The sequence below is a fragment of the Pseudomonas sp. genome, from assembly GCF_050739935.1.
In the GTDB taxonomy this organism is placed as follows: Bacteria; Pseudomonadota; Gammaproteobacteria; order Pseudomonadales; family Pseudomonadaceae; genus Aquipseudomonas.
The window spans coordinates 18,232-34,154 of record NZ_JBOICF010000042.1; the positions used below are offsets into that span (position 1 = coordinate 18,232).

A 15,923-nucleotide genomic window follows, 5' to 3' on the forward strand; every position below is an offset into this window, starting at 1 on the left:
ACCCCCGCTCAATGAGGATCATTCTGCAACCGCGAACGCTGTTCATCGTGCTGAGCATCGCATGCCTGCTGGCGATCTGGCTTTCGCTGGCGTCAGGACCGGTCAGCCTGCCGCTCATGGACACCTTGCGTGCCGGGCTGCGCTTGATGGGCCTGCCCGTGGCCGGCGAAGACCTGCAGCAGGCCGAGCTGATTCTCGGGCAGATTCGTATACCTCGGACCTTGCTCGGGTTGGCAGTGGGCGCGGTGCTGGCGGTGTCAGGGGTGGCGATGCAGGGCCTGTTTCGTAACCCGCTGGCAGACCCCGGTCTGGTAGGGGTTTCCAGCGGCGCGGCATTGGGGGCGGCCATTGCCATCGTCGCGGGCGCATCCATGGGTGGCATACCTGAAGCCATCGCACCCTATTTACTGTCTATGTTCGCCTTCGCCGGCGGGCTGATGGTGACAGGTATCGTTTATAGACTGGGTCGCCAAGATGGCCAGACAAGTGTCGGCGTCATGTTGCTGGCGGGCGTGGCGATGACCGCTCTGGCCGGTTCGATCATCGGCTTGTTCACCTATCTGGCAGATGACGCCGCGCTGCGCACCCTGACGTTCTGGAACCTTGGCACCCTCAATGGCGCGAGCTATGCGCGACTTTGGCCACTGCTGCTGATATGTGTGCTGGTGGTCTTATGGCTGCCGCGACGTGCCAAGGCACTGAATGCGCTGTTGCTTGGGGAATCGGAAGCCCGTCATCTGGGCATTGAGGTCGAGCGACTCAAGCGCGAACTGATTTTGTGCATCGCGCTGGGCGTGGGCGCGGCAGTGGCTGCGGCAGGCTTGATTGGCTTCGTCGGTCTGATCGTGCCGCATTTGGTGCGATTGATTGCAGGTCCCGATCACCGCGTGGTTTTGCCCGCTTCGGCGCTGGCGGGCGCGAGTCTGCTGCTGTTCGCTGACGTATTCGCCCGTCTGGTACTGGCCCCGGCCGAGTTGCCGATCGGCATCGTCACGGTGTTTATTGGTGCGCCATTCTTTCTGTTCCTGCTGGTTCGAGGCCGTGTTTGATGATGAAAGCCGAAAAGATCAGCGTTCATCGCGACAGCAAGCGCGTGCTGACCGATATTGACCTGATGCTCAAGCCTGGCGAAATGCTTGGCGTGCTGGGTCCCAACGGCGCCGGGAAAAGCACGCTACTGGGCGCGTTGTGCGCAGAGCTGAAACCGACGCAGGGCCAGATCTGGCTGGATGATCGGCCGCTGACGCACTGGACAGGTCAGCAGCGGGCACGGCGGTTGGCGGTATTGCCGCAGAGCTCAACGCTGAGCTTTGCTTTCAAGGTTCAGGAAGTGGTAGCCATGGGCCGTCTGCCCCATGACAGCGGCCAGCAGCGTGATGCCGAGATCATCCAAGCTGTCCTCGAGACCGCCGATGCGGTGCATTTGCAGGACCGAAATTACCTCGCCCTGTCAGGCGGTGAGCGTCAACGAGTGCATCTGGCCCGGGTGCTGGCCCAGATATGGCCGGGGGAAGGCGGGCAGACGCTGCTACTGGACGAACCGACGTCGATGCTCGATCCGCTGCATCAGCACACTACTTTGCAGGCCGTGCGAGGGTTTGCCGATCGTGGCGGAGCGGTAATGGTGATCCTGCATGACCTCAACCTGGCAGCACGCTATTGCGACCGCCTGTTGCTGCTTGAATCCGGCTGTCCGTTTGCGATGGGCACCCCGGATGAAGTGCTGGTGCCTGATGCGCTCAGGGCGGTTTTTGGCCTTGAGGTGCTGGTGCAGCGGCATCCCGAACGCGGGCACCCGCTGATCATCGCCCGTTAGCCGGCTTTTAAAGGTCTTGTTGAAGGCAAAATCCTTAAGACGTTTCTGATAGTCGCGTAGGTCTGCTCTGTGGAGCGCGCATGGCCGTTCACGGGCCCTCCCTCTGGATTATCGTCGCACCCTGAAGTTTGCTGGGTGTTGAGGAGAGCGGCATGAGCAGGGTGCTTGAAAGTGATGAAGCAGTGGCGCAAAAAGCGTTGAGACTATTGGAACTGACCTCGCTGAACGCTGACGATACGACTGAACGCATCATTGCGTTGTGTGAGCGGGCGTTAACTCCTGTAGGAAACGTCGCCGCAGTATGCGTACTACCCAGGTTCGCGGGGTTGGCGCGGCGTACGCTCGATGATCTTCTGGCGAGGGAGGTCAAGGTCGTGGCAGCGGTCAACTTCCCGAACGGCGGAGCGTCGATCTCCACGGTCGAGTCGGAAACCCGCGCGGCCATGCTCACAGGGGCCGACGAGATCGATCTTGTGTATCCGTTCCATGCTCAGCTCGGTGGTGACAAAACGGTCGGGGGCGACATGATCGCGGCTTGCAAGGCCAAATGCGGGCGGCGAGGGTTATTGACTGTCACGCTGGAAACCGGGGTGTTGCGTGATCCACAAATCATCCATCAGGTCTGTCGGACGGCCATTCGAGAGGGCGCGTCCTTTCTCAAGACAAGCACCGGCAAACAGGTTGTCAGCGCGACCCCACAAGCGGCACGAATCCTGATCGAAGCGATTGCCGAGTTGGGTGCACAAGTGGGCTTCAAGGCCTCTGGGAATGTTCGCACGTTGAGCGAGGCGCGTATTTATTTGGACGTTGTCCAAAACCGCTTCGGGCCGTTCTGGCTGGAGCCGGGCAGAGTGCGATTGGGGGGTGCCAGTCTGCTGGATGATTTGCTGGCTCATCTGGGCGTTCGTCCGTGAGGGCCTGGCCAAAATAACAGGCAAAAAAAGACCCGGCAAAAAGCCGGGTCAAAAACCGTGATTAGCCTGATGAGGAGATAATCTGAGAGTCCGAACCAAGGAGCCTTTCAGGTTACCAGCCAGTCTCGCGACCGGATGTGATAATCATAGTGATTCTCATTTGTAAGTCAACAGGCAATCTCCAACTATTTTTCAGGGCCGATCAATTGCTTATTCAGGGTCGCTTTATCGGCATCCGAAAGGCTAAGCCAATCCTTGTCTCGCAGCGCGCCTTCGATGGCATAGAGCAAGGTTCTGGAAGTGCGAAAACCCCGGGTTTTGACGGCCTGATAAGCATGAATGGCGCCGAGTCGGCGAAGGTCTGCGGCATTGTGAATGCCCGCGGCATGGAGCCATTGGGCCGAGGTTTTACCTAGATTTTTCATCAGTAGCAGTTCGTCTTCCATGATGCCTCCTGCAAGTGTAGCTCCGTGTTTTGTAGCTTCCTGGACTTGTAAAAACTGCAGATGCAAGCCATGGAATGAGTGTAGATGCCCTTGGAGGTGCCCGCTAAAAAACGCCATAACAACCGCCGGACGGTCGCATTTCAGGCAAATAGTCGGTGCGCCCGGCATGTCAGCGCATGCAGGGCAGGAACCGAAGACGGCGCAAGAGGCGAGCGCGTTGGCTCAGCGAGTGCGATAACGTAGGCGAGTACCGAAATTGACCGACATGAGAATTTCGTCCGCGCTCAGCTCCACCGGAAAGTAAGCCCCGGAAATTTGCGCCTGGGCGATACTCGCGCCTTCCAGAGATGCCGTGCGAAAGTCGACGCCGCGCAGATCGGCGGAACGAAAGCAGGCGTTGGTGAAGTCGATGTCTTTGGCATTCATATCGCGCAGATCCAGACCGCGAAAATCACCGTTGGCCAAATCGATGGAGCCGTTTTTCGGGCGTTGGAGATTGAAGGCTTTCACGTCATCTGCGCGCAACAAGGCGAAGAGGGGCGAGTCAAGTTGCTTGGGCTGGGTCATCTGGCGCCACCTTGTCGGAATTATGGCGCCACTATAATGCCACTATCATCGACCCGTGAAGGGACATCCTTCACGATTCGATGGCTGGTGACCGAGCTGTTTACAGGCCGGGCAGATACTGACGAATGTCATCCACAAGCTTGTCCAGATCGCTGCTGATGTTGGTCTCGACGTGCCGGCTGCGCAGCGTTTCATCTGCGGTCAGAGGTTCGCGATTCGCCAATTGAGATTCGATGACTTCCATTGTGGCGTCGGAAGGGTCGTCGTTCTGAGCCTGACGTTGCGCAAGCCAGCCCTGAATCACTGCCTTTGGCGCTGCGCAATCGAGGATGAGGAACGGCGTGCCGGTCGCTTCAGCCACTTGCGCGGTCGCCTGACGCTGATCCAGCTTGAGATACGTGGCATCGATCACCACCGGAAAGCCGGCATGCAACACGACCGCTGCCAGCTCATTCAGGCGCTTGTACGTCGCGGCGCTGGTATCTGCCGAGTACAGATCCTGCTTCTCGCTGAACAGACGCTTGCGCTCGACGTCCGAGCGCAGGCGAATGGCGCCGAGCGCTTCTACCAGACGCATGGCTACATGGCTTTTGCCAACGGCCGAAACACCGTGGGTGATCGCCAGGAAGTTCGAAGGAATTGCGCTATAGCTTTCCGCCAGATTGGCGTAGTTGCGGTACTGGCGCAGAGTGGTGGCGCGCTGAACGTGATCGGCGTCCGCAGACAAGCTGAACAGCGCGACCTTGGCGCGGACCAGGGCGCGATAGGCTTTATAGAAGTTCAGCAGTTCCAGGCCAGCATAGTCACCGGTGTGCTCCAGATATTGGCTGATCAGACGACGGGACAGGCTCTTGAGACCGCGGTCTTCCAGGTCCATGGCCAGGAAACCGATGTCGGCATAGACGTCGGTCATCCGGAATGGCTCGTTGAACTCGATGCAGTCGAAGATCACCACCTTGCCGTCAATCAGGGTGATGTTGCCCAGATGGATGTCGCCATGACATTCGCGAATGAAGCCGTCGGCCTTGCGCTGGCTCATCAGCGGCTTGAGGCGCTCATAACTGGCGTTTGCCCAGGCTTCCAGCGCATGCAATTGGACAAGGTCTGCTTTTTCGCTGAGGAACGGCAGAATCTGCTCGAAGTTCTGTGTGACCGGGGCCATCGCGCTTTCAGGCGAACCCAGCGGGTTTTCAGTCGGCACGCGTGGCGTCGCCTGATGGAATTCGGCAATCTGGCGCGCCATCTCGTCGATGTGCGCAGTGGTCAGCTCGCCTTTGGCTTGCAGTGTGCTGAGCAGGCCGTCCTGCGGGAATTGACGGATCTTCAACGCGTATTCGATCGCCTCGCCGGTGCCGCCCAGTTGTGGGGCTTCAGCGGTGCCTGTGATTGGCAACACTTCCAGATACAAATCTTCGGTCAGGCGCTGATTGAGCTTTAGTTCCTGCTGACAGAAGTGTTCGCGAGCCGACAACGTAGTGAAGTCGAGGAAGCCGAAGTTCATCGGTTTCTTGATCTTGTAGACGTAGGGGCCAGTGAGCAGCACCCAGGAAATATGCGTCTCGATGACCTGAAATTGCTCAACCGGGTGGGGGAACAGGGCAGGATTTTGCAGCGCTGCTATCAGTGTCTGGCTCACGGACGATCCTTGAAAGAAGATAAGTCGATATGAAGTGACTAAAGGTGGCCATTATGGCCGCTCGGCGCATTGCTGCAAACCGCTGCGAGGGTGGTCTGCCGATGACCTTGAAAGTGCGTATAATCCGCCGCCATGACTCGATCCCGCACTTCGAAAAAATCCCCCAAACCCGCCAATAGCCGCCTTCGCAGCCTGTTGGGCTGGGCCCTGAAACTCAGCCTCGTTGGCCTGGTCATTCTGGCTTGCTTCGCCGTTTACCTGGACTCCATCGTCCAGGAAAAATTCTCCGGCAAGCGCTGGACCATTCCAGCCAAGGTCTACGCGCGTCCGCTTGAACTGTTCGTCGGCCAGAAGCTTTCTCGCGACGACTTTCTGATCGAGCTTGACGCCTTGGGCTATCGCCGTGAAAGCGTCGCTAACGGCCCTGGCGCTGCAGCCGTGAACGGCAACAGTGTCGATCTCAATACCCGCGGTTTCCAGTTTTATGAAGGCGCCGATCCGGCTCAGCAGATTCATGTGCGCTTTTCCGGGGATTACGTCGCCGACCTGACGGCTGCCAATGGCGCCAAGCTGGCGGTGGCACGCCTCGAACCGCTGATGATCGGCGGTCTGTACCCGAAAAACCTCGAAGACCGGATTCTGATCAAGCTCGATCAGGCGCCGCCTTATCTGCTCGATACGTTGGTGACGGTCGAAGATCGCGATTTCTATCACCACTTTGGTGTGTCGCCCAAATCGATCGCCCGCGCCTTCTGGGTCAACGCTTCGGCCGGGCAGATGCGCCAGGGTGGCTCGACGCTGACGCAGCAATTGGTCAAGAACTTCTACCTCACCAATGAACGCAGCATCACCCGCAAACTGACCGAAGCCATGATGGCGATCCTGCTGGAGATCCACTACAGCAAGCAGGAGATTCTCGAAGCGTACCTCAACGAGGTTTTCGTCGGTCAGGACGGTCAGCGCGCGGTTCACGGTTTCGGTCTGGCCAGCCAGTATTTCTTCAGCCAGCCCCTGTCGGAGCTCAAGCTCCATCAGGTGGCGCTGCTGGTCGGTCTGGTCAAGGGCCCTTCCTATTACAACCCACGACGCAATCCGGATCGTGCGCTGGAGCGCCGCAACCTGGTGCTCGACCTGCTTGAACAGCAGGGCGTCGCTTCGGCCGAAGCCGTTGCCGCCGCGAAGAAAATGCCGTTGGGCGTGACCAAGACCGGTTCCTTGGCCGACAGCTCGTTCCCGGACTTCCTCGATCTGGTCAAGCGTCAGTTGCGTCAGGATTATCGCGATGAAGACTTGACCGAAGAAGGGCTGCGGATCTTCACCAGCTTCGACCCGATCCTGCAGATGAAGTCCGAAGCAGCGGTTCGCGAGAGTTTCGCCAAAATCGCTGGCCGCAAAGGCGCGGACGAGATGGAAACGGCAATGGTCGTGACCAACCCGGAGACCGGTGAAGTTCAGGCACTGATTGGCAGTCGTCAGGCAGGGTTCGCCGGCTTCAACCGTGCGCTGGATGCTGTCCGCCCGATCGGTTCCCTGGTCAAGCCGGCGATTTATCTGACAGCACTGGAGCGCCCGCAGCAGTACACCTTGACCAGTTGGGTGCCGGATGAGCCGTTCCAGGTCAAAGGCGCGGACGGTCAGATCTGGAAGCCGCAGAACTTCGACCACAAGGCCCACGGCAACATTTTCCTGTACCAGGGGCTGGCGCATTCCTACAACCTGTCCAGCGCCAAGCTGGGTCTGGATCTGGGCGTGCCGAACGTCTTCAAGACGCTGACCAAGCTGGGCGTCACCCGTGACTGGCCGACTTTTCCGTCAATGTTGCTGGGGGCAGGCGCTCTGAGTCCGATCGAAGTCGCGACGATGTACCAGACTATTGCCAGTGGCGGCTTCAACACGCCGTTGCGCGGCATTCGCAGCGTGCTGACCGCCGAGGGCGAGCCGCTCAAGCGTTATCCGTTCCAGATTCAGCAGCGCTTCGATCCGGGCTCTATCTATCTGCTGCAAAATGCCATGCAGCGCGTCATGCGCGAAGGCACGGGCAAGTCGGTATACAACGTGCTGCCCAGTTCACTGAATCTGGCGGGCAAGTCAGGCACGACCAACGATTCCCGTGACAGCTGGTTCGCAGGTTTCAGCCAGGATCTGCTGGCGATTGTCTGGATGGGCCGCGACGATAATGGCAAGACGCCTTTTACCGGCGCGACGGGTGCGCTGCAGATTTGGACCAGCTTCATGAAAAAGGCCGATCCTCTGCCGCTGGACATGGCCATGCCTGATAACGTGGTGCAGGCTTGGGTCAATGCATCCACTGGTCAAGGCACCGACGCCAGCTGCCCGGGCGCAGTGCAGATGCCGTATATTCGCGGCAGTGAGCCGCAACCCGGGCCGACGTGTGGTGGGCCGACAGCGCCTGCCGAATCGGTGATGGACTGGGTCAAAGGCTGGTTGAATTAAGCGAAGAGGATTTGAAGTGAACAAGTGGTGGATTCCGGCTTTAACGGCGCTGGCTTTGCTTAACGGTTGTGCGACTCAGACACGCAGCGCCATTCCGGTGGTGGACTCAGGTTCCCGGGTGTCCAATGGCGAGCGTGTCTCGGCCACCGGTAGTGGCGCCTATCGAGCACCAGCGCAAGCGCCGGCACAGGCGCAGTCGATCCAGGAGGATTCCGGTGTGACAGTGATGGTGCCGGGCGGTGCCAATGCCAGCGCAGCACCGATTTCGACCTTCGTTCCACCGACCACGGCGCCGATCAGTACAGCGCCGATCGACACTTCCCCGGTCGACCAGGCGCCGATCAGCACCGCGCCGGCCAATAACGGATATGCGCCACCCGCTGCGACCAGCAACACCTACACCATGCCATCGTCAGCGCCGACCGGTATTCCGTCGGCGTCAAGCGGCGGCTTGTCGGCTGATGAGCAGCTCGATGGTCCAGTCCTCGCGCTGCTGACGACTGCTCAGCAACAGCAGAGCAGCGGTGATCTCAATGGCGCGTCGTCAAGCCTGGAGCGAGCGCAGCGTGTTGCCCCTCGTGAACCTCAGGTGCTGTACAAGCTGGCACAGGTCCGACTGGCCCAAGGCGACGCCCCGCAGGCCGAGCAACTGGCCCGTCGCGCTCTGACTTACGCCAACGGTCGGGCCAGTCTGCAGGCCAGCTTGTGGGGTTTGATCGCACAGGCCCGTGAAAAACAAGGCGATGCCGCAGGTGCGACGCTGGCCCGGCAGAAGGCCAATGGATAAGCGCTTCCCGAAGATCGCCGATCAGTTGCTGCTGATCGAGCGTGAGCTACGTGTGCTTGGCTGGTGGAAAGACGTGCCGCCCAGTGACGAAGATTTGTCCAGCCGCGAGCCATTCTGCGTCGATACGCTGGATTTCGATCAGTGGCTGCAGTGGATATTCCTGCCCCGGATGAAGACCATTCTTGAGCAGGATCTGGCGTTGCCCAATGCCTCGGGTATCCTGGAAATGGCGCAAATGGTGTACGCCAGCCGTGCCCAGGAAACGCGGAATCTTCAAGAGCTGCTGGCACAGTTCGACCGCCTGATTACCGAAGCGGTCTGATGCTCAGTCGCAGGTATCGTCGATGGACTTTCTGACCTCGGCGATACGTGCCTGACGCTCTTCTTCAGTAAAACGTCTGAATTCTCCGTTCACTTCCTCACGCACACGCGGGTTGTTCTGCAGCTGCGCGAGGTTGGTGCGTTGTGTCGAGCAGTACTCCTTGCGCTGGGCTTCCTGGGCGGCCACCTGTTTCTTCACTTTTGCATCGACGGCCTGCTGCTCTGGCGAGGAATCAATCCGCGAGGGTGATGGGGGTGGTGGTGCGACTGGCTTTTGTGTGTCGACTTCCTGCGCCGACTGTCCGACCGGCGGCTGAGCGTCAAAATGCGTGACGCCCTGTGCATCGACCCATTTGTAGATCTGGGCCGCCTGCGCGGTTGCGGAGCCGACTGCCAGCGCCAGCGTGGCGGCAAGAATCATCCAGCGCATACTGCTTCCTTAACTTCGTGTGCTGTTTGGGTGGAAACCTATCACAAGCGCGCTTTGACGACCTCACTCGGTGCGTTTTCTTGGCCTGTGGGTGAAGAAAGCGCATCGATTACTTGACTTGCGAGGGGCGAATCAGAACAATCCAAAGTTCGCTGTAGAGGGACTGCCAGAAGCAGACCGTCTCGGTAGATCATGAGGCGCACACCCGCGTCGACCTGTTACACCCGCAACGCGTTACCTCGCGCTGGGTGGGATGACCCCGAAACACTTAGGGGAGCTCCCAATACTTGCTCAGTCAGTGCTGACGTAGTCGGCGACCACCGTCGCTCATGCTCTGCTGGCAGTAAACCTATTAAGACCCGTCTCCTCGTTTGTGTGGACGGTATTCTGGCGTTTTAGAGGTGAACAACGTGGAGCTTTTATCTGGCGCTGAAATGGTCGTCCGCTTTTTGCGTGACGAAGGCGTTGAGCATATCTATGGGTACCCCGGCGGTGCCCTCCTGCATATATACGACGCGCTGTTCAAAGAACCGGCTGTGAGCCATATCCTCGTTCGTCACGAACAGGCTGCCACTCACATGGCCGACGGTTATGCCCGCGCGACTGGCAAGGCTGGTGTGGTACTGGTGACGTCAGGTCCTGGTGCGACCAACGCCATCACCGGCATCGCGACTGCCTATATGGACTCCATTCCGATGGTTGTCCTGTCGGGTCAGGTCCCAAGCACCATGGTCGGTACCGACGCGTTCCAGGAGACCGACATGATCGGTATCTCCCGGCCGATCGTGAAGCACAGCTTCATGATCAAGCATCCGTCGGAAATACCGGAAGTGCTGAAGAAGGCTTTTTACCTGGCGCAGTCCGGTCGTCCTGGTCCGGTCGTGGTCGATATCCCGAAGGACATGACCAACCCGGCCGAGAAGTTCGAATACGTTTTCCCGAAAAAAGCCAAGCTGCGCTCCTACAGCCCGGCTGTTCGCGGCCACTCGGGGCAGATCCGCAAGGCTGTGGAAATGCTATTGGCCGCCAAGCGTCCAGTCATCTACGCCGGTGGCGGTGTGGTCATGGGCAACGGCTCCGCGCCGTTGACCGAACTGGCTCAATTGCTGAACGCGCCGGTCACCAACACCCTGATGGGCCTGGGCGCCTATCCGGGCACCGATCGCCAGTTCGTCGGCATGCTCGGTATGCACGGCAGCTACACCGCTAACCTGGCGATGCACCATTCCGACGTGATCCTGGCCGTCGGCGCACGTTTCGATGACCGCGTCATCAACGGCCCGTCACGTTTCTGCCAGGGCGCCAAGATCATCCATATCGATATCGACCCGGCTTCGATTTCCAAGACCATCAAGGCCGACGTGCCGATCGTGGGGCCGGTGGAAAGCGTGTTGACCGAAATGGTCACGACCCTCAAGGAAATCGGCGAGACGCCTAGCAAGGAGTCGGTGGCGACCTGGTGGAAGCAGATCGACGAATGGCGTGCTGGCGGCGACCTGTTCCCATACAACCGCGGCGACGGCAGCATCATCAAGCCGCAGACCGTGATCGAGACACTGTGCGAAGTGACCAAGGGGGATGCCTACGTTTCCTCCGACGTTGGTCAGCATCAGATGTTTGCGGCGCAGTACTACCGTTTCAACAAGCCTAATCGCTGGATCAACTCCGGCGGTCTGGGCACCATGGGCTTCGGTCTTCCGGCCGCCATGGGTGTCGCGCTCAGCTTCCCGGATGCTCAGGTTGCTTGCGTGACCGGCGAAGGCAGCATCCAGATGAATATCCAGGAGCTGTCGACCTGCCTGCAGTACAACCTGCCGGTGAAGATCATCCTGCTCAACAACGGCGTGCTCGGCATGGTCCGCCAGTGGCAGGACATGAGCTACAGCGGTCGCCATTCGCACTCCTACATGGAGTCGCTGCCTGACTTCGTGAAGCTGGTTGAAGCCTACGGACACGTCGGTATGAAGATCACCGATCTGAAAGACCTGAAGCCGAAGATGGAAGAAGCGTTCGCCATGAAAGATCGCCTGGTGTTCCTCGATATCCAGGTTGACGTCGCCGAGCACGTCTATCCGATGCAAATCAGAGACGGCTCGATGCGTGATATGTGGCTGAGCAAGACGGAGCGGACTTAATCATGCGGCACATCATCTCGCTATTGCTGGAAAACGAACCGGGTGCCTTGTCCCGCGTGGTCGGCCTGTTTTCGCAGCGCAACTACAACATCGAAAGCCTGACTGTGGCGCCAACCGAAGACCCGACCCTGTCGCGTCTGACGCTGACCACTGTCGGTCATGATGAGGTGATCGAGCAGATCACCAAGAACCTCAACAAACTGGTCGAAGTGGTCAAGCTGGTCGATCTGTCGGAAAGCGCTCACATCGAGCGCGAACTGATGCTGATCAAGGTCAAGGCCACTGGCGCCCAGCGTGCCGAGATCAAGCGCACCACGGACATTTTCCGCGGCCAGATCGTTGATGTTTCCAGCAGTGTCTACACCGTGCAGCTGACAGGGACGAGCGACAAACTGGATAGCTTTATCCAGGCCATTGGCACCACCGCCATTCTGGAAACCGTACGCAGCGGCGTCACGGGCATTGCCCGCGGCGACAAAGTGCTGAGCATCTAACCTACACACATTTAGCGAATGGCCCGAATGGCCAAGATAACAGGGGAATTTCATGAAAGTTTATTACGACAAAGACTGCGACCTTTCGATCATCCAGGGCAAGAAAGTCGCCATCATCGGTTACGGCTCTCAGGGCCACGCTCAAGCGTGCAACCTGAAAGATTCGGGCGTTGATGTCACCGTTGGTCTGCGTAAAGGTTCGGCTACTGTCGCCAAGGCTGAAGCCCATGGCCTGAAAGTGACTGATGTTGCATCCGCCGTTGCCGCTGCTGACCTGGTCATGATCCTGACCCCAGACGAGTTCCAGGCCCAGCTGTACAAGAACGAAATCGAGCCGAACATCAAGAAAGGCGCCACCCTGGCCTTCTCCCACGGCTTCGCGATTCACTACAACCAGGTCGTGCCGCGCGCGGACCTGGACGTGATCATGATCGCGCCAAAAGCGCCAGGTCACACTGTACGTACCGAATTCGTCAAAGGCGGCGGTATCCCTGACCTGATCGCTATTTACCAGGACGCTTCCGGCAACGCCAAAAACGTTGCTCTGTCCTACGCTTCGGGCGTTGGCGGCGGCCGTACCGGCATCATCGAAACTACCTTCAAAGACGAAACCGAAACTGACCTGTTCGGCGAACAAGCCGTACTGTGCGGTGGCACCGTCGAGCTGGTCAAAGCCGGTTTCGAAACCCTGGTCGAAGCTGGCTACGCGCCGGAAATGGCCTACTTCGAGTGCCTGCACGAGCTGAAACTGATCGTTGACCTCATGTACGAAGGCGGTATCGCCAACATGAACTACTCGATCTCCAACAACGCCGAATACGGCGAGTACGTGACTGGCCCTGAAGTCATCAACGCCGAATCCCGTCAGGCTATGCGCAATGCTCTGAAGCGCATCCAGGACGGCGAATACGCGAAGATGTTCATCGCTGAAGGCGCGAGCAACTATGCATCTATGACTGCCAAGCGCCGTAACAACAAGGCCCACGGCATCGAAATCATCGGCGAACAACTGCGTTCGATGATGCCTTGGATCGCGAAGAACAAAATCGTCGATCAAACCAAGAACTAAGATTTTCTGAGTCTGGTTCCGGTTCAGAAAAACGCGGCCTTCGGGTCGCGTTTTTTCGTTCTGAGGGGCTCATCTGGTATAAAGCTGCATCGTTTGCTGGCGCGACGTCGCCGCGAGCATCTGTCGAAAATTCATAGCTGCAAGGTATTGTCCATGAGCGAACGTCCCGAAGAGCCGAACAAGGCCTCTGACGCCGAAAGCCTGCTACCGATCGATGAACATATAGAAGAGGGTCACGATGACGAAGGGCGCAAGGTCCGCCATCGCGGCATCTATCTGCTGCCCAACCTGTTCACCACGGCAAACCTGTTTGCCGGTTTCTACGCCATCATCAGCTCCATGAGTGCTCAGAGCGCTTTAAGTGCAGGTGATCAGGTGAGCGCGAGCAAATATTTCGCCTTTGCGGCCATCGCTATTTTCGTCGCGATGGTTCTTGATGGCCTGGATGGGCGCGTTGCTCGCATGACCAACACTCAGAGCGCGTTCGGTGCTGAATACGATTCTTTGTCGGATATGGTCGCCTTTGGTGTGGCTCCCGCGCTACTCGCCTTCGGCTGGGCGCTGGGTGACATGGGCAAGGTCGGTTGGATGGTCGCTTTCATTTATGTCGCAGGCGCTGCGTTGCGTCTGGCGCGCTTCAATACTCAGGTGGGCAAGGCCGACAAGCGTTACTTCATCGGTCTGGCGAGTCCTGCGGCGGCGGGCGTGGTAGCCGGAACCGTATGGGCGTTTAGCGATTACGGTATCCAGGGCTCCAAGCTGTCATTTCTGGTGGCGCTGTTGGTGGCGGCTGCGGGGATGCTCATGGTCAGTAACATCAAGTACAACAGCTTCAAAGAGCTTGACCTCAAAGGGCGCGTGCCTTTCGTTGCCATTCTGGCGGTCGTGCTAGTGTTTGCGGTCGTGTTCAGCGATCCGCCGCGCATTCTGCTGCTGATCTTCCTTGGCTATGCCGCGTCGGGGCCTGTGCAGTATCTGTTGCGGCTTCGTCGTCACAAATAGTCCCAGAGATTCATTTCCCCCCATACTCCACAGTCCTATAAGGTGCATCCATCTGCCGACTGTGGAGTTGCCATGCTTATCAAGATCCCAGCCGCATCCGCATGCAATGAAGCGGATGTTACGCCCGAATCCATTTACCTCTCGCGTCGCGCCGTTCTGGGTGCCACGCTGGCGGGGGTCGCCGTCAGTGCTCTGCCCAGTTGGGTGCAGGCCGCCGATCCCTCGCGATACGACGGGGCCGAGCCCGGAAATGTGCCAGCCTGGTTCAAGGACAAGCTGTCCTCGACCAAATGGGAAGCCGTGACCGTTCAGAATGAAGCCATCACCCCATTCAAGGACGCTACCCACTACAACAACTTCTACGAGTTCGGCACCGACAAGGGCGATCCGGCACAAAATGCAGGCTCGCTGAAAACCGAACCCTGGACCGTTGTCATCGATGGTGAAGTGGGCAAGCCCGGTCGCTATGCGCTCGAAGACTTCATGAAACCCTATCAATTGGAGGAGCGAATCTACCGTTTGCGCTGTGTCGAAGCGTGGTCGATGGTGATTCCGTGGATGGGCTTCCCGATCTCCGAACTGCTCAAACAGGTCGAGCCGACCGCCAACGCCAAGTACATCCGGTTCGAGACGCTACAGGATCCGAAGACGATGCCGGGGCAACGGTCTGGCTTCGCGCTCATTGACTGGCCTTATGTAGAGGGGCTGCGGTTGGACGAGGCGATGAATCCTCTGGCGATCCTGGCGGTGGGCATGTATGGCCGCGAGCTGCCAAATCAGAATGGCGCGCCGCTACGGTTGGTGGTGCCGTGGAAGTACGGGTTCAAGAGCGTGAAATCGATCGTGCGTATCAGTCTGGTCAGCGAGCAGCCGAAAACCACGTGGCAAAGTATCGCGGCCAATGAATATGGCTTCTACGCGAACGTGAACCCTACGGTCGATCACCCTCGCTGGACTCAGGCCCGGGAGCGTCGGCTACCCAGTGGCTTGTTCAGTCCCAATATCCGGCCAACGGAAATGTTCAACGGGTATGGAGAGCAGGTTGCTTCTCTCTATACGGGTTTGGATCTGCGGAAGAACTATTGATGCGTTATGTGCTTTGGCGCCTCGCTGTGTTTGTGGCAGTGTGCGTTTCCCCGACCATATGGTTGCACCAGGCCTGGATTCTCGATCTTGGACCCGATCCCGGAAAAGTGTTGGTCGATCGTTTTGGTCTTGGGACGTTGGTACTGTTGTTGATCACCTTGGCGATGACGCCGTTGCAGCGAATCACGGGGTGGGCGGGGTGGGTGCACGTTCGTCGTCAACTGGGGCTGTGGTGCTTCACTTATGCACTGCTGCATATGTTGGGGTATGGCTTCTTTATTCTTGGGTTCGATTGGGCTCAGTTGGGCGTCGAACTGGTCAAGCGTCCTTACATCATCGTCGGTAGCATCGCGTTCCTCTGTCTGCTTGTGTTGGCGGTTACGTCCAATCGTTATAGTCAGCGTCGATTGGGCGCGCGATGGAAGAAGCTGCATCGTCTGAGCTATCTCATTCTCGGGCTCGGGCTGCTGCATTTCCTATGGATCGTCAGGGCCGATCTTAAAGAGTGGGCTGTATATGCGGGGATAGGCGCATTCCTGTTGATTTTGAGAATCCCCCAGATTGCGAGGCTAATCCCGCGCCGAGCCAGCAGAAAGGCAGCGGCTGTAACAAAAGTTTAAATAAGTGCTTGACGCCCCTCTGAATCTCTCTATAATTCGCCCCACTTCCGGCGCAGACGAAACGGAAAACTCCTTGATAATCAAAGAGTTGGACGAAGTAAGCAGCGAGGAAGAGCTTAGATTCAGATGCCTGGATCGGCAGCGGT

At 58.4% G+C, this 15,923-nt stretch carries 16 protein-coding genes; 12 read left to right on the forward strand and 4 right to left on the reverse strand.

Going from position 1 to position 15,923, the window contains the following annotated elements:
• The first annotated feature begins 65 nt into the window (after positions 1–65).
• The 3 genes from ACRER8_RS07185 to deoC all read left to right on the forward strand — a co-directional run bounded on the left by ACRER8_RS07185 (position 66) and on the right by deoC (position 2,730).
• On the forward strand, positions 66–1,049 hold the full coding sequence (locus ACRER8_RS07185) for a FecCD family ABC transporter permease (protein ID WP_431745668.1): 984 nt from the start codon (positions 66–68) through the stop codon (positions 1,047–1,049).
• The gene (locus ACRER8_RS07190) at positions 1,049–1,816 is read left to right on the forward strand and encodes a heme ABC transporter ATP-binding protein (RefSeq protein WP_431745654.1); all 768 of its coding nucleotides are present in this window, start codon (positions 1,049–1,051) and stop codon (positions 1,814–1,816) included. The genes ACRER8_RS07185 and ACRER8_RS07190 overlap by 1 nt, the downstream gene beginning before the upstream one ends.
• A gap of 152 nt (positions 1,817–1,968) precedes the next feature.
• On the forward strand, positions 1,969–2,730 hold the full coding sequence (gene deoC, locus ACRER8_RS07195) for a deoxyribose-phosphate aldolase (protein WP_431745655.1): 762 nt from the start codon (positions 1,969–1,971) through the stop codon (positions 2,728–2,730).
• A gap of 185 nt (positions 2,731–2,915) precedes the next feature.
• Here the strand turns inward: deoC and ACRER8_RS07200 are convergent, their stop codons facing one another.
• The 3 genes from ACRER8_RS07200 to ACRER8_RS07210 all read right to left on the reverse strand — a co-directional run bounded on the left by ACRER8_RS07200 (position 2,916) and on the right by ACRER8_RS07210 (position 5,379).
• Complete coding sequence (locus ACRER8_RS07200; protein WP_431745656.1) at positions 2,916–3,176, reverse strand: TfoX/Sxy family protein; 261 nt, start codon at positions 3,174–3,176, stop codon at positions 2,916–2,918.
• Positions 3,177–3,398: 222 nt separating this feature from the next.
• A complete protein-coding gene (locus ACRER8_RS07205) occupies positions 3,399–3,743 on the reverse strand; it encodes a pentapeptide repeat-containing protein (RefSeq protein WP_431745657.1) in 345 nt (114 codons plus the stop codon).
• A 100-nt stretch (positions 3,744–3,843) separates the two neighbouring features.
• Positions 3,844–5,379, reverse strand: coding sequence for an AAA family ATPase (locus ACRER8_RS07210; RefSeq protein ID WP_431745658.1), 1,536 nt, complete (start codon positions 5,377–5,379; stop codon positions 3,844–3,846).
• A gap of 132 nt (positions 5,380–5,511) precedes the next feature.
• On the opposite strand from ACRER8_RS07210, the gene mrcB reads away from it, so the two are divergent.
• The 3 genes from mrcB to ACRER8_RS07225 are packed head-to-tail and all read left to right on the forward strand — an operon-like array spanning position 5,512 to position 8,942.
• A complete protein-coding gene (mrcB, locus tag ACRER8_RS07215; RefSeq protein WP_431745659.1) occupies positions 5,512–7,833 on the forward strand; it encodes a penicillin-binding protein 1B in 2,322 nt (773 codons plus the stop codon).
• A gap of 16 nt (positions 7,834–7,849) precedes the next feature.
• Complete coding sequence (locus ACRER8_RS07220) at positions 7,850–8,620, forward strand: tetratricopeptide repeat protein (RefSeq protein ID WP_431745660.1); 771 nt, start codon at positions 7,850–7,852, stop codon at positions 8,618–8,620.
• Complete coding sequence (locus tag ACRER8_RS07225) at positions 8,613–8,942, forward strand: YqcC family protein (protein WP_431745661.1); 330 nt, start codon at positions 8,613–8,615, stop codon at positions 8,940–8,942. Before ACRER8_RS07220 ends, ACRER8_RS07225 begins: the two co-directional genes overlap by 8 nt.
• Before the next feature lie 3 nt (positions 8,943–8,945).
• Here the strand turns inward: ACRER8_RS07225 and ACRER8_RS07230 are convergent, their stop codons facing one another.
• Entirely contained in the window at positions 8,946–9,371 is a 426-nt protein-coding gene (locus ACRER8_RS07230; protein ID WP_431745662.1) for a DUF4124 domain-containing protein, read from the reverse strand.
• A 410-nt stretch (positions 9,372–9,781) separates the two neighbouring features.
• Between ACRER8_RS07230 and ACRER8_RS07235 the strand changes: the two genes are divergently transcribed.
• From ACRER8_RS07235 to msrQ, 6 genes are all read left to right on the forward strand, one after another.
• Complete coding sequence (locus ACRER8_RS07235) at positions 9,782–11,506, forward strand: acetolactate synthase 3 large subunit (protein WP_431745663.1); 1,725 nt, start codon at positions 9,782–9,784, stop codon at positions 11,504–11,506.
• A gap of 2 nt (positions 11,507–11,508) precedes the next feature.
• Positions 11,509–12,000, forward strand: coding sequence for an acetolactate synthase small subunit (gene ilvN, locus ACRER8_RS07240; protein WP_093469284.1), 492 nt, complete (start codon positions 11,509–11,511; stop codon positions 11,998–12,000).
• Between the two features lie 52 nt (positions 12,001–12,052).
• Complete coding sequence (ilvC, locus tag ACRER8_RS07245; RefSeq protein ID WP_120126857.1) at positions 12,053–13,069, forward strand: ketol-acid reductoisomerase; 1,017 nt, start codon at positions 12,053–12,055, stop codon at positions 13,067–13,069.
• A gap of 153 nt (positions 13,070–13,222) precedes the next feature.
• On the forward strand, positions 13,223–14,071 hold the full coding sequence (gene pssA, locus ACRER8_RS07250; protein WP_431745664.1) for a CDP-diacylglycerol--serine O-phosphatidyltransferase: 849 nt from the start codon (positions 13,223–13,225) through the stop codon (positions 14,069–14,071).
• Between the two features lie 72 nt (positions 14,072–14,143).
• Positions 14,144–15,157: a protein-methionine-sulfoxide reductase catalytic subunit MsrP gene (gene msrP / locus ACRER8_RS07255; protein WP_431745665.1), complete on the forward strand. Its 1,014-nt coding sequence runs from the start codon at positions 14,144–14,146 to the stop codon at positions 15,155–15,157.
• A complete protein-coding gene (msrQ, locus tag ACRER8_RS07260) occupies positions 15,157–15,777 on the forward strand; it encodes a protein-methionine-sulfoxide reductase heme-binding subunit MsrQ (RefSeq protein ID WP_431745666.1) in 621 nt (206 codons plus the stop codon). Before msrP ends, msrQ begins: the two co-directional genes overlap by 1 nt.
• Positions 15,778–15,923 lie beyond the last annotated feature (146 nt).

What these genes read in the sequence shown, in the direction of transcription:
- ACRER8_RS07225 (WP_431745661.1), top strand. Translation starts at nt 8,613, where the DNA reads ATGGATAAGCGCTTCCCGAAGATCGCCGATCAGTTGCTGCTGATCGAG.
- ACRER8_RS07190 (WP_431745654.1), top strand. Translation starts at nt 1,049, where the DNA reads ATGATGAAAGCCGAAAAGATCAGCGTTCATCGCGACAGCAAGCGCGTG.
- ilvN (WP_093469284.1), top strand. Translation starts at nt 11,509, where the DNA reads ATGCGGCACATCATCTCGCTATTGCTGGAAAACGAACCGGGTGCCTTG.
- ilvC (WP_120126857.1), top strand. Translation starts at nt 12,053, where the DNA reads ATGAAAGTTTATTACGACAAAGACTGCGACCTTTCGATCATCCAGGGC.
- ACRER8_RS07205 (WP_431745657.1), bottom strand. Translation starts at nt 3,743, where the DNA reads ATGACCCAGCCCAAGCAACTTGACTCGCCCCTCTTCGCCTTGTTGCGC.
- pssA (WP_431745664.1), top strand. Translation starts at nt 13,223, where the DNA reads ATGAGCGAACGTCCCGAAGAGCCGAACAAGGCCTCTGACGCCGAAAGC.
- msrQ (WP_431745666.1), top strand. Translation starts at nt 15,157, where the DNA reads ATGCGTTATGTGCTTTGGCGCCTCGCTGTGTTTGTGGCAGTGTGCGTT.
- ACRER8_RS07200 (WP_431745656.1), bottom strand. Translation starts at nt 3,176, where the DNA reads ATGGAAGACGAACTGCTACTGATGAAAAATCTAGGTAAAACCTCGGCC.
- deoC (WP_431745655.1), top strand. Translation starts at nt 1,969, where the DNA reads ATGAGCAGGGTGCTTGAAAGTGATGAAGCAGTGGCGCAAAAAGCGTTG.
- ACRER8_RS07230 (WP_431745662.1), bottom strand. Translation starts at nt 9,371, where the DNA reads ATGCGCTGGATGATTCTTGCCGCCACGCTGGCGCTGGCAGTCGGCTCC.
- msrP (WP_431745665.1), top strand. Translation starts at nt 14,144, where the DNA reads ATGCTTATCAAGATCCCAGCCGCATCCGCATGCAATGAAGCGGATGTT.
- mrcB (WP_431745659.1), top strand. Translation starts at nt 5,512, where the DNA reads ATGACTCGATCCCGCACTTCGAAAAAATCCCCCAAACCCGCCAATAGC.